At 39.3% G+C, this 13,639-nt stretch carries 11 protein-coding genes and 2 pseudogenes; 5 read left to right on the top strand and 8 right to left on the bottom strand.

Features of this window, described 5'->3' with window-relative positions; translation table 11 throughout:
- Together IM500_RS13625 and IM500_RS13620 are read right to left on the bottom strand one after the other, a co-directional pair.
- On the bottom strand, positions 1-286 hold a 286-nt coding region (locus IM500_RS13625), incomplete at its 3' end, for a DUF5615 family PIN-like protein (RefSeq protein ID WP_287738675.1).
- A complete protein-coding gene (locus IM500_RS13620) occupies positions 277-525 on the bottom strand; it encodes a DUF433 domain-containing protein (RefSeq protein WP_002743172.1) in 249 nt (82 codons plus the stop codon). The genes IM500_RS13625 and IM500_RS13620, both read right to left, overlap by 10 nt.
- Positions 526-812: 287 nt before the next feature.
- Here IM500_RS13620 and IM500_RS13615 point away from each other — a divergent pair, with 287 nt between their 5' ends.
- The 5 genes and pseudogenes from IM500_RS13615 (at position 813) to IM500_RS13600 (ending at position 6,243) form a co-directional block, all read left to right on the top strand.
- Entirely contained in the window at positions 813-1,901 is a 1,089-nt protein-coding gene (locus IM500_RS13615) for a tetratricopeptide repeat protein (RefSeq protein WP_287738673.1), read from the top strand.
- 260 nt (positions 1,902-2,161) lie between these two features.
- A complete protein-coding gene (locus tag IM500_RS13610) occupies positions 2,162-2,500 on the top strand; it encodes a XisI protein (protein WP_002735894.1) in 339 nt (112 codons plus the stop codon).
- Between the two features lie 74 nt (positions 2,501-2,574).
- A pseudogene (locus IM500_RS24505) lies at positions 2,575-2,694 on the top strand (YgiT-type zinc finger domain-containing protein); the annotation flags it as partial.
- 20 nt (positions 2,695-2,714) lie between these two features.
- Entirely contained in the window at positions 2,715-5,903 is a 3,189-nt protein-coding gene (locus IM500_RS13605) for a CHAT domain-containing tetratricopeptide repeat protein (protein WP_502882359.1), read from the top strand.
- 70 nt (positions 5,904-5,973) lie between these two features.
- Positions 5,974-6,243, top strand: a complete 270-nt coding sequence (locus IM500_RS13600; RefSeq protein ID WP_287738670.1) for an LPP leucine zipper domain-containing protein — start codon at positions 5,974-5,976, stop codon at positions 6,241-6,243.
- A gap of 63 nt (positions 6,244-6,306) precedes the next feature.
- Here IM500_RS13600 and ureC read toward each other — a convergent pair whose 3' ends face one another.
- The 6 genes and pseudogenes from ureC to IM500_RS13570 all read right to left on the bottom strand — a co-directional run.
- Positions 6,307-8,016, bottom strand: a complete 1,710-nt coding sequence (gene ureC / locus IM500_RS13595; RefSeq protein WP_002785480.1) for an urease subunit alpha — start codon at positions 8,014-8,016, stop codon at positions 6,307-6,309.
- 81 nt (positions 8,017-8,097) lie between these two features.
- The gene (locus IM500_RS13590; RefSeq protein WP_002801433.1) at positions 8,098-8,994 is read right to left on the bottom strand and encodes a polyphosphate kinase 2 family protein; all 897 of its coding nucleotides are present in this window, start codon (positions 8,992-8,994) and stop codon (positions 8,098-8,100) included.
- A 178-nt stretch (positions 8,995-9,172) separates the two neighbouring features.
- Positions 9,173-9,514, bottom strand: coding sequence for a XisI protein (locus IM500_RS13585; RefSeq protein WP_287738668.1), 342 nt, complete (start codon positions 9,512-9,514; stop codon positions 9,173-9,175).
- Between the two features lie 14 nt (positions 9,515-9,528).
- Positions 9,529-11,766 carry a Piwi domain-containing protein gene (locus tag IM500_RS13580; protein ID WP_190719455.1) on the bottom strand — a complete coding sequence of 746 codons (2,238 nt, stop codon included), beginning with the start codon at positions 11,764-11,766 and terminating at the stop codon, positions 9,529-9,531.
- Positions 11,750-12,529: a PD-(D/E)XK nuclease family protein gene (locus IM500_RS13575; RefSeq protein ID WP_190719452.1), complete on the bottom strand. Its 780-nt coding sequence runs from the start codon at positions 12,527-12,529 to the stop codon at positions 11,750-11,752. Before IM500_RS13575 ends, IM500_RS13580 begins: the two co-directional genes overlap by 17 nt.
- A 951-nt stretch (positions 12,530-13,480) precedes the next feature.
- Positions 13,481-13,639: pseudogene (locus IM500_RS13570) on the bottom strand (IS5 family transposase); the annotation flags it as partial.

Genomic DNA, 13,639 nt, shown 5'->3' with positions numbered 1-13,639 from the left:
GTAAAACTATAGTTAAACGCTGATTAATTAGATTGTAGTTTTCATTGCCTAAACGGAATAGGATGACACTTGGTAAATTATCACCACTAATAGCGAGAAGTTGAGAAAAATCTAGATCGACAGTTAAAATTATCCGCTTTTCTCTTTTTGCTTTGGCAAGAATTTCCTGATCAGATAAAGTTTGTAAGCCTTCATCTCGAAGATAAACGACATCATAACCTTGTTCTCTTAACCATGAGACTGTACGCAGAGAAATCCCCATATCGGCTAGAAACTCTATCTCCATTGCTCGATTAATTCAAAATGATGAACTTGTTCTCTGGCTAACCAAGAAGCATATAATAAACATTGGTGAATATCTTCTCTTTCTAGGTCAGGGTATTCCTCTAAGATTTCCTCTATCGGCTTTTCGTTAGCAAGTAGATTAAGAATTAAAGAAACAGGAATACGCATTCCTCGAATACAGGCTTGACCTGCCATAATTTTGGAGTTAAAAGTAATTCGGTCTAATTGTTTTAAGGTCATATAGTTTCCAGAAATATGAAGATGATACCTGTGGTAATTTTATTATAGCTAATTCTATAGTTGCGAGTGGAAGTGGGAAATTACTCCTTCAGTGAGGGTGCAAAGCTTGTCTCCAACCCCGTAGGGAAGATTAGGGAATGGTGAGGTTTTAAGTTGTAGTAGTATAGTATAACAAGTTAGACGAGAAAACGGTTTTTTTTAAAAACCCGTTTTCTGAAATCGCACCGGATGAGGACGAAAGTTCAACAACGAACCTAATTAAAGCCAAACCTCAAGTGATTCAACCCATGAATAAATTTCTCAAAATCTTTACCCCCATTTCCCTGATATTAATTACGGTAGGATTTCCGGCGGCGACTTTTAGCAACACTGTTGGAGTTAACACGATTTTTGAGGTAAAAGGGAAAGTTACCGTTAAAAAACCACAATGGAAAAAAACCCTTCCCGCTTCTGTCGGACTTACCCTCAGTTTTGATGATAAGTTAGAAGTGGCAGCTAACGCTTCCGTTAAGGTTTATTGTAGTAATCTCAAGCAGTGGACGGTTAAAACAGGAAAGTATATTGTTTCTAATGGCTGTCCTCGGGGAAATTCTGTGATTTCACTTCCCAATATTAATAATACAACCCTCCGTCCAACAGGAAATAAAGAGAAAGTTTTAGCAAAATTACCTTATCTAATTACTCCTCGTGAAACGAATATTATTACCAATCGTCCTTCACTGCGGTGGAATGCTGTTCCGGGTGCAACTAATTATACTATCAAAATAGATGGGGTTAATTGGGAAACGCAGACAAATAAAACTGAAATAGTCTATCCCGGTGAACCTCCTCTGGAAGCAGGAAAGCGATATCGGGTAACAATAAAAGCTGATAATGGTGCGTCTTCTAGAAGTGATGATGAAAACGTCGGGTTTAGAGTATTAGATGAACAGACTCAAAAAACGGTTTTAGATGCTGTTAAAGCTGTTCAACAGCAGCAATTATCCCCAGAGGAAGCAGGGTTAGTTTTAGCGCATCTCTATCGAGGTTATGGGTTGTATGGGGATGCGGTTGAGGTATTAGAAGGATTAGTTAAGCAAAATAGTCAGGTTGCTACCGTTTATCAACTGTTAGGGGATACTTACCTTAAGATAGGGTTGCCTCAGTTGGCAAAAAAACCTTATGATAAGGCGTTAAAACTGGCAACAAATACGCAGAATTTGTCAGTGCAAGCGGAGATACAAGCGGGTTTAGGAATAGCTTATCGTCTCTTGGGAAATAAGAATGAGGCGATACAGTGGTTAACCAAGGCGAAGGGGACTTACAATCAGTTAGGGGATATTTCGCAGGTTCAGGAATTGGCTAAAACAATTAATGACATTTTAAGGAGGGAGTAAGGATGAAAGTTAAATTATGGATAATGGCTACTACTTTTGTACGGAGGTAATTACACAATGGATAAAGATAAACTAATAAAATATCGTCAAGCAGTGCAAAATTTGTCGCTTGTTACAAGGCTCTGCCTTGAAACACAATATTTAAGGCTCTGCCTTAAAATAGTATTCAGGTAGAACCTGAATAAAGCGTTCCCAGGTAGAACCTGGGAACGAGATGAACGAGATGATGGCTACTACTTTTGTACGGAGGTAATTACACAATGGATAAAGATAAACTCATAAAATATCGTCAAGCAGTGCAAAATTTGTTAAGTCGCTATGTAGCAGAAGATGTTACCGGTGAAGACGTAGAAGTACAATTAATATTTGATGTGGAACGGGATCATTATCAGTGGATGAATGTAGGATGGGAAGGTTTAAAACGAGTTTACCGCTCGATTGTTCATTTTGATATTCGTGATAATAAGATTTGGCTACAACAAAATTTAACGGAATTGAATCCAGCAGAAGATTTAATTTCAATGGGTGTTAAGAGGGAGGATATTGTTTTGGGACTGCAACCACCTTATAAACGGCCTTATACTAATTATGGTACTTAAAACAAATTCTCCTTGTCCCCTTGTTCCAAGGCTTTGCCTTGGAACACAATATCTAAGGCTCTGCCTTAAAGTAATGCTATAACTGTGGTGAGGTTGTTTTTAGTAGTGAAACGGCAGAAAAAATCAGAACTTTACTACAGCACAAGGCTCAACCCGACAAATCTATTCAAGTTGATGTTTTTGCCTATCAATAAACTCTAGGGATAAAAAACCAATGAAAGTATCAATCAAATCAGGGATAGCGGTTGTCGTCATTACCGGGATGATGGGATTATCGGGAGTCATGTTAAACCCAACGGTGGGACAGGTGATTTCTCAGGTTTCACCGCAAGATAAATTAGCCGAAGCAGAGAGGCTAACTCAGCAAGTTATTCAATTGTATCAGCAGGGGAAATACAACGAGGCGATTCCCCTAGCAGAACAAGCTTTAGCTATCAGCAAACAACAATTAGGAGACAACCATCCCCTAACTGCACAAAGTCTCAACAATTTGGCAGGACTTTACGAGTCTCAAGGAAGATACAGCGAAGCCGAACCCCTCTTCAAACAAGCTTTAGCTATCAGGAAACAACAATTAGGAGACAACCATCCCTCTACCGCCACCAGTCTCAACAATTTGGCTGCACTTTACGAGTCTCAAGGAAGATACAGCGAAGCCGAACCCCTCTACAAACAGGCTTTAGCTATCAGGAAACAACAATTAGGAGACAACCATCCCGATACCGCCACCAGTCTCAACAATTTGGCATTACTTTACTATTCTCAAGGAAGATACAGCGAAGCCGAACCCCTCTACAAACAGGCTTTAGCTATCAGGAAACAACAATTAGGAGACAACCATCCCGATACCGCCACCAGTCTCAACAATTTGGCTGCACTTTACGAGTCTCAAGGAAGATACAGCGAAGCCGAACCCCTCTACAAACAAGCTTTAGCTATCAGGAAACAACGATTAGGAGACAACCATCCCGATACCGCTCAAAGTCTCAACAATTTGGCTGCACTTTACCTATCCCAAGGAAGATACAGTGAAGCTGAACCCCTCTACAAAGAGGCTTTAGATATATTCAAGCAACAGTTAGGAGACAACCATCCCGATACTGCACAAAGTTTTGGCAATTTGGCAGTACTTTACTATTCTCAAGGAAGATACAGCGAAGCCGAACCTCTCTACAAACAGGCTTTAGCTATCTGGAAACAACAATTAGGAGACAACCATCCCTCTACCGCCACCAGTCTCAACAATTTGGCAGGACTTTACAGAGTTCAAGGAAGATATAGCGAAGCCGAACCCCTCTACAAACAAGCTTTAGCTATCAGGAAACAACGATTAGGAGACAACCATCCCTCTACCGCCTCCAGTCTCAACAATTTGGCAGAACTTTACCAGTCTCAAGGAAGATACAGCGAAGCCGAACCTCTCTACAAACAGGCTTTAGCTATCTGGAAACAACAATTAGGAGACAACCATCCCGACACCGCTTCCAGTCTCAACAATTTGGCATTACTTTACAAGTCTCAAGGAAGATACAGTGAAGCCGAACCCCTCTACAAAGAAGCCTTAGCTATCTGGAAACAACAATTAGGAGACAACCATCCCCTAACCGCCACCAGTCTCAACAATTTGGCTGTACTTTACGAGTCTCAAGGAAGATACAGTGAAGCCGAACCCCTTTACAAACAAGCTTTAGCTATCAGGAAACAACAATTAGGAGACAACCATCCCGATACCGCACAAAGTCTCAACAATTTGGCTGGACTTTACTGGTCTCAAGATGATATTCCTCAAGCCATTAATTATCAAACCCAAGGACTTGCAGTACAAGAATACAACCTCTCAGAAAATCTAAAAATGGGGGATGACAAGCAAAAACAAGATTATATGGCAAAGGTTTTAGGGACGACTAATTCGGTGATTTCCCTCAATCTTCAAGCTGTACCCAATAACCCAGAAGCAACCCGTCTCGCCTTGAAAACTATCTTAGAACGCAAAGGACGAATTTTAGATGTTTCAACCAATAGCTTACAAATTCTCCGACAACGTACTGATGACCTCGAAAGTCAACAATTATTGACTCAACTGATTGAAGTTCGGACTCAACTATCTAATCTGACTTTTAAAAAGCCTGATGATTTTCCCTCAGCAGAAATTTACCGTCAACAAATTAACGAAGTTACCGAAAAAGCAAAAGAAATAGAGGGTAAAATCGGTGTTCGTAGTGCCGAATTTCGTAGCCTATCCCAACCCATTACCCTCGAAGGTATTCAAAAACTAATTCCTGCTGATGCTGCTTTAGTTGAAATAGTCCGCTATCAACCTTATAATCCTAAAAATGATAGTTTTGGCATCCCTCGCTATGCTGTTTATATTCTCTATCCCAATGGTGACATCAAAGCCAAGGATTTAGGGGAAGCTAAACCGATTGATGACAAATTAATTTACTTTCGTGACAATCTTGCAGACGCAGAAACTCCTCTCCCTCAACTGCAAAAATCAGCGCGTCAACTTGATGAGACATTGATGCAGCCTATCCGTCAATTATTAGGTAATACTAAAACAATTCTGCTTTCTCCTGATGCTGCACTTAATTTAATTCCTTTTGAAGCTTTAGTAGATGAAAATAATCAATACTTAGTGGAAAATTATCATATTACTTATCTCACTTCTGGACGGGATTTACTGCGCCTTAAAGATAAATTTGCCAGTCAACAATCTCCGCTTATTGTAGCTGATCCTTTCTATGGTAAAGCAGGGGAAAAAGTCGCTCTCACTCGTTCCATAGACCTGTCTGAGTTTACTTTTCCCGGTCTTCCGGGTACAGAACAAGAAGCTAAAGCGATTAAAAATCTCTTACCTCAAGCCACTGTTTTAACTGGTTCTCAAGCCACAGAAAACGCCGTCAAACAAGTGAAAAAACCAAATATTCTCCACATCGCTACTCATGGTTTTTTTAAACCAGAAAGCAATGTTATTGAGAATCCTTTATTGCGTTCTGGGTTAGTTTTAGCAGGAGTTACAATCGGTCAAAGTGCAGGAGATGATGGGGTTTTGACTGCTTTAGAAACTACCAATTTAAACTTAGTCGGAACCAAATTAGTTGTGCTTTCCGCTTGCGATACGGGGAAAGGAGATATTAAAATCGGTCAGGGAGTTTATGGATTGCGCCGCGCTTTAGTTATTGCGGGAAGTGAAAGCCAATTAATTAGCCTTTGGAAAGTATCTGATGACGCGACTAAAGATTTAATGGTCGCCTATTATGGACGCTTACAAAAAGGAGAAGGACGCAGTGAAGCTTTACGACAAATTCAATTAGGAATGCTCAAGGGTGAGAAGCAAAAACATCCTTTTTATTGGGCCAGTTTTATTCCTTCTGGTGATGCAACTTCGATGACATTTGACTGATTAAGGGTTAGGAGTTAAACTTAGTGGTAAGATTATTGGTATCACAAACAATTACTAGGAGAGTCACACAATGGCAACATTTACAGAAAACGACCTCAAAGAATTAAAAGACTTTATTGTAGGACAATTCAAAGAAGTTAATAGCAAAATAGACAAGCTATCTGAAGAAGTGAATAACTTAAGAGTTGACATAGCAAATATTAAAGGAGAATTAACAGGCGTGAATAAACGACTAGATAACTTGGAATTTACTAATCGAACCATCTTTGTTGCCATTGTTACTGCACTAATGGCAGGATTGGTTAAGTTATTTTTCCCAAATTTTCCTACTAATCCTTAACCGTTGATTCAAAAAGAAAACGGATTTTTTCAAAAAACCCGTTTTCTGAATCTGAAATCGAATTCAAAATAAGAAATAGCGTTGGGCCATGGGTAAAACCGTAGCGGGTTCACAGATTAATAATTCCCCGTCAGCACGCACCTCGTAGGTTTCGGGATTAACTTCCATGCGCGGTAAAGCGTCATTAAGCTTCATACTAGCCTTACTGATATTGCGCGTATTCGACACTGCCACGGCGGTTTTTTTCAGCTTTAACTTCTCAGGAATGCCCGCTTTCATAGCATATTTAGAAACAAATGTCAAGGAAGTTTTGGCGATCGCACCACCAAAAGAGGCAAACATGGGACGCATATAAACCGGTTGGGGTGTGGGAATACTGGCATTAGCATCGCCCATTTGCGCCCAGGCGATTAAACCGCCTTTCAGGACAATTTCCGGTTTTACGCCAAAAAATGCCGGTTTCCAGAGAACCAAATCGGCTAATTTGCCCACCTCGATGGAACCGACATAATCGGAGACACCATGGGTAATAGCAGGATTAATCGTATATTTAGCAATATATCGTCTTGCCCGCAGATTATCATTCTCTCCCGTTTCCCCGGTCAGTCTGCCTCGTTGTACCCGCATTTTGTGGGCAGTTTGCCAAGTGCGGATAATTACTTCTCCCACCCGTCCCATCGCTTGAGAATCGGAGGAAATGATGCTAAAAGCCCCTAAATCGTGGAGAATATCCTCGGCGGCAATAGTTTCGCGGCGGATGCGGGATTCGGCAAAGGCCACATCTTCGGGAATACTCCGGTCTAAATGATGACAAACCATCAACATATCGAGGTGTTCCTCTAAGGTATTCGTCGTATAGGGACGGGTGGGATTAGTAGAGGAGGGTAAAACGTTCATTTCCCCGCAAACCTTGATAATATCGGGAGCATGACCACCGCCGGCTCCTTCCGTGTGGTAGGTGTGAATGACGCGATTTTTAAAAGCGGCGATAGTGGCCTCAACAAAACCGGCTTCATTGAGAGTATCCGTATGAATCGCCACCTGCACATCGTACTTATCGGCCACGCTTAAACAGGTATCAATGGCTGCCGGAGTGGTTCCCCAATCTTCATGGAGTTTTAAGCCAATTACCCCCGCTTTTACCTGTTCCGCTAGTCCTTCCGGCTGACTGCTATTGCCTTTACCCAAAAAACCCAAATTCATCGGGAAAGCTTCGGCGGCCTCTAGCATTCGATAGATGTTCCATTCTCCCGGGGTGCAGGTGGTGGCATTAGTTCCCGTTGCAGGTCCGGTCCCACCACCAATCATCGTGGTAATCCCCGACGCAATCGCTGTCTCAATTTGTTGGGGACAGATAAAATGAATATGGGCATCAATCCCCCCTGCTGTCAAAATCATCCCTTCCCCGGCTAATGCCTCGGTAGCAGGACCGATAATAATATCAACATTATCTTGAATGTGGGGATTGCCCGCTTTACCGATTTTATAAATTTTGCCGTCTTTAATGCCCACATCGGCTTTAACGATGCCCCACCAGTCGAGAATTAGGGCATTAGTAATCACCAAATCCACCGCCCCATCTTCCCTAGAAATGGGGGATTGGCCCATCCCATCGCGAATTACTTTACCGCCGCCGAATTTTACCTCATCGCCGTAGGTGGTGAAATCTTTTTCGACTTCGATAAATAATTCCGTGTCTGCGAGGCGAACTTTATCTCCGACGGTGGGGCCGTAGGTTTCAGCATAGGTGCGGCGATCGATGCGATAATTCATAGGGGGAATTCTTGAAAATCGAGATCGATTATACGATCGATTTTCCGGCAATTATCGCTTTTTGGGGATTTTCTTCCATTTTTAATCTGGCTCGTTTTCGAGGATTTCTTTGGCTTTCAGTAAAGCTTGGTGATGTTCTTCGGTAACGGTGGGATATTTTAAACCAAGGGATTCGAGGGTGTGATAAATAACCGCCCCCACAGCTAAACGGGTAAACCATTTGCGATCAGCCGGGATAATATACCAGGGGGCCCACTCGGTACTGGTATGATTGAATACCTCCTCGTAGGCTTTCATGTAATCACCCCAAAAAGCTCTTTCTTTGACATCATTTTCGGAAAACTTCCAGTTTTTTTCGGGGCGATCAATTCTTTCTAAAAATCGTTTTTTCTGTTCTCCTTTAGAAACATTGAGAAAGAATTTCAGGACAATAACCCCATTGTTAACCAGATATTTTTCAAAATTATTAATCTCCTCAAAACGTCGCTGCCAAACTTTCTTAGTTCTGTCTTCCGGGGGGAGTTTTTGCCGTTCCAATAAATCTTGATGGACGCGCACGACTAATAATTCTTCGTAGTAGGAACGATTAAAAATACCGATACGACCCCGCTCAGGTAAGGCTTTATAATATCGCCAGAGATAATCGTGATCTAGTTCTTCGGCCGAGGGAACTTTAAAGCTAAATACCTGACAGCCTTGGGGATTTAAACCCGACATAACGTGTCTAATCGTACCATCTTTACCCGCCGCATCCATGGCTTGCAGATTAATTAACAGGGCATAGGTATCCTGGGCATAGAGTTTATCTTGAAACTCGGCCATTTTTTCGATCCCCTGTTGCAGCAGCAGCGTGGCATCTTCTTTGGTAATGTAGTCTGGCTTAAACCCGGGATCGTAGTCTTTGTGTAGAGAAATTTCTTTACCCGGTGGCACGATTAAGGATTGTAAAAATGCTTGGCGATCAATTTTGCTGACCATGCTCTTCTCCTTGATTATTTTGACCCCTAAGATTACATTGTAGCACTTTTGCTCGGAAAATATCTAACCCTTGAACCGGCGAGTCAAGGATGAAGTGGCAGAAATGACCTAGAAACAAGTATATTTAAATATTCGATTTTAGCTACTCCTCATCTGACGAGAAAGTAAAGAATAATTTTTAGGCGATCGCAAATTCGGTAAACTGTCGCACTTCGGGAGGTTGAAAAGCTAAAACTATCTCACTGCTGGGAATTCCTACGCGCATTAATTCCGTGGCGATACCTGCTTCTGTCCAATCTTCTTCAATATAAATTTTGTCATTTTTTAGACGAAGATAAACGGAAATTGCTTTAATTCTTTTGCCATTTTTCCAGCAAATATTAAACCAAAAATATTGGCTTCTATCATCGTCAAATATCAATATTTCTTCTATGTCTTGATCGGGTACTTGTGAGGAAATTTTTGCATATTCTGTGAGAATTTTCTTGATTATGTTTTGATAATAATTTAGTTTATCCATAGTAAAATTAAATTTTAATGCCACCATTGTTGACACCCTTCTGGTTTTACATGACTCAAACCTTTTAACATTTTGTATCCTATTTTATCAGAAGCAAAAATTGGTACTGGTACTCCTACTTCTTTATAAGACCCATGATGCAATAAGCACAATTTAATTGTAGCTTCAAGAACATCATCTAGTGAAGGAATCTCACCATCCTCAAGGATACTAACTCTGATTGGCTGTGCTAGTCCTACAGCTAGAGGTGGATTAGTGGTAACAACTGTAGCCTCTCGTTCCGAGTGTTTAAAAATAAGATACTGGGTAGGTTTTTGTAAATCCTCTTCCCTTTGATTAAATAATCTACACGTCCCCGATTTAGTGATCTCGACAAAAATCATTTTTGCATTAACCGCTGCCGCTCTTTCCCGCAAAAAATTTAATTCTTGTCCTCTAAACCGACCATCTCTGAAAATTAATACTCGTTTTCCTGATAATTCATCGGAAGGAATAATTTCTCGTAAGGTTTTACTATTTATTTCTTCTCCTTCTAACATAGAACTCGCTAATTTATATTTTATAAATTCTCCTCGAGAACCATATATACGAACACAGGCGCAAGCATTTCTTGTTCCTACCGTTTTTTGCTTAGTCTGACGAGCAACATCTAGACCAATGAAATAGTCAGCAACTTTCAGAGGATCAGCTAAAATAAAAGCGATATTGCCAAGTTTAGCTAAAATACTTAGAATCAATTCATTATAAATATATGAGTTAGTTAAATTTTCCTCATCTACCATTTGACTAGCAATCCCTCTAGATAATAATTGATTAAGGGTATGATAATAGTAGCTACCGCGGTCAGTTATATCAAGTTTTTTATCTCCTTTGGGAAGTATAGTTATCACTAAATGCGGTTCTAAGGCAGATATCTTTTTAATTGTATTTTCTATTTCTACTGCATCCATCTCTGACATTTTACCTTGAATATTTAGGAGCAGTTTTTCCATAAAGTTTACGGAAAAATCTAATTTTTTCAATTCAGATTTTAACTTATCTATAAAAGTTTTTCCAGAGGTGTTGGTAAGATTTAAAGCGATAGCTCTAATTTGACTAGAAGGTAAATTAAAATCCGTACACCGTCGATACACCCCTCCTTCTAACAGCCCTTTTTTAAGATTACTTCTGGGAGAAATTACATTCTTTTCGGATTTATTACCAAATAGAAGGTTAACGGTATCTTGTCTCCATTGTGAAACAGAGAATAAATTTCTGTAATCTCTAGAGTTCACGTATTGATTGACGATTATATTCCAAATAGACAAGGCTGATTCTGCTATTTTCTTACCCTGTTCGAGTAGTGCTTTCCAATCCTGCAATTCTATTTTTGACTGTTGCAGATAGGAATCATAATCAATTTTTACCAGTGCTGCGCTATCTCTATTTATGGAAATCTCTAGGCCGTCTAAAACATAATGAGAATATGTATCTTGTTGCCATTTCCGATTAAATACGGCAACAATTATGTCTGAATCATCACAAGAGCGAATCACTTCTTGAGTTTTGGGATGTACATTAGGATAGTTTAATAATCTCTGTTTCTCTGATTCGGTACAGAGACCAACAATTTCTTGTATAATTCCACCTATTCTAGAATTAAATTTATTATTGACACTTAAATTGATTAACTTGTCATTATCTCTACCATTTCTCAGCCAATACTGCTTAACTGTTCCCATATAACACCCCGATGTTTTCCAGTTTAAAGCTATAGCAGCTTGTCCAGAAAAGTTCTCTGGGCAAGGGTCTAAATATCTAAAAATTGATAAATCTGATATATTATCTTTTATATTAACCTTGATTTTGTAATCTTGTTTTAATAAATAAGAACGGATAATTCGAACAGCTAGACGTGAAATTATTTCAGCTTTTGGATTTTCTAATTTATCAATTTTTTCAATTTCTATCTTAGCTATTCCAATTTCTGTATGAAGATTTTGTACTATTTCATCTAGTTTTTCTTGCCATTTTGATTTACCTCCTTGATTTTTAGATGAATAGTCTGCAGTCAGAATAGAGATAAAATTACCCTGATAGTAGATAAATTTAGCATGATCAATAACTTTAGACAATTCATAGGATAAACGATTACCTTGATCTACCGATAAAGTTTGTTTGACCGAAAAGTACCCAATACGAGTCTTCTCAATATGGTTGATAGAAAGCATCGTACTCGTATAATCTATTTGAGAATTAATTATCGTTGACATATTCAACATAGTCCTCACAATAAAATTGATAACTACAATTCAAACAACCACGTCCAGGGCTGGCGGGAAATATATCTTCAAAACTCCTTTGTCCACAATTATAATCTTTCATTTCTCGCTTGTGTGCTACCGCAATTTCTAGTATACGTTGTTTAACAAAATTTTTTTCTTGCGGATCAAGAGAGTAAATCTCAGAACTTTCTGCTGTTTCCAAATTATAAAATGATGCTACTATTTCTTTTTCGTAATTAAAATATATATCGCCTACTAATATATATACAAAAGCTTGTCTTATATCTTGTGTCTTACCTGTTTTGAAGTCTACTATATGAATTCTAGATTCTTCTTCAATAACACAATCAAAAAGATAATTAATTCTTAAGTATATCTTGTCAATAGGCAGTATTATATTTTCAGATGCTTGGTTGCCTGAATCAAGATGAATAACATTTTTATTTTGCAAAAAGGGATATTTAAAATACAATTCTAAAATATTTTGAATTGTTTGAGCTACTTCTCCATCTCTATTTTGCAAATTGAGAACCTTATCGCCAACATATTCAATACCTTGAGCAGAGATAGATTCAGGATGTTTGTAAAGATAAGCTATCCCTCTTTGTGCGAGTTTACCAATCAATTGAGGATTAGTATCTTGTTGTTTTATCTTTTTGGCTCTTGACAGCCCTCGCTTTTTATGGCAGTGAAATTCTTCAAGACCCAGTTGAGGTGAGAAATCTCGCCAAAGTGAATAAGAAAACTCCATTAAACTGTTTGAAAATGAGTAAGATATGTCTAATAAGTAGGGAGGCACAATTATTTGTAGGATGGGTTAGCGGTAGCCTAAACCATGCGGGCGTTGGGTTTCATGCTTCAACCGTTCGGACCTCGGCGTGAGCTCGGTCGAACGCTGATCTCACGGCCGAAGCCCAACCTACGTTCATCTTATATTTAATTCCACCCACCCACTTAAATACTCATTTTACTAGAATTTTTACTCTTATTTTTGATCGGCATCACTCAGTTAAGCTCTGATATTTTTAATATCTAAACTTCCCTAGTATAAAAATACTAGCTATGGCTAAAAGTCTTACAGAGCCTGAGTTGAAGCAATATAATACCAATTAACTATTAAACGCCAAACTCCTGAAGTCCTTACGCAGATAGGGTTTGAGGCAAAAATTTTCCAGTTTGACCTTTCCACTATTATAGCTTGTTTCGAGGCAGAAAACCATCAAAAACATGGCTACAGAGGGAATCGCTTACTCTAGAGATTAATGACACCATCTGTTACAATAAGGTTAGCGATCACTATACAGCCAACTCTACGGAATCGCTCGACTCTAGATACAGTCAACGGTACAGCGGCTCGACGGCTCGACTGAGCTTCGCCGAACGTCTGAGCATCGCCGAACGTCCATTTTCAAGCGAAAAATGTACCCAGTAGCGTCTTTTCAATTTTTTCTGAGAAGCGACCTGCAGTAAGGGTTTTGTTGATTTTTTAGTATTTATGTATGGGGTAAGTCCAGTAATATAGTCATTTCAATTAAGATTGAGAATATCAATACTAGACGGCACAAAGGTTTTGTCAGTCTAGAATTTATCGGATTCATCTGGAATGATTATATTGTGTAGTTTTGACCTTCTCTAAGGGTTCCCACTACCGACCACCTCGAGGGAGCATCTCACCTTTGCAATAGATCTCTTGCAAAAGTAATCAAGATATATCCTTTTGTCGGTAACGAAGTTCGTAATTGTAGATACCAGCAATCAAATTCAATCTCAGACCAAATCGCCGTCTGCGATTTCTGTATCTTGATGAAAGTATCCGAAATATTTTGAGACGACGATGAATATGTTCTATAACTATGCGCCG

The sequence above is a fragment of the Microcystis sp. M179S2 genome (assembly GCF_020245805.1).
GTDB lineage: Bacteria > Cyanobacteriota > Cyanobacteriia > Cyanobacteriales > Microcystaceae > Microcystis > Microcystis aeruginosa.
The sequence above is the reverse complement of the archived record's forward strand: the minus strand, read 5'-3'. Positions and strand labels throughout refer to the sequence as shown.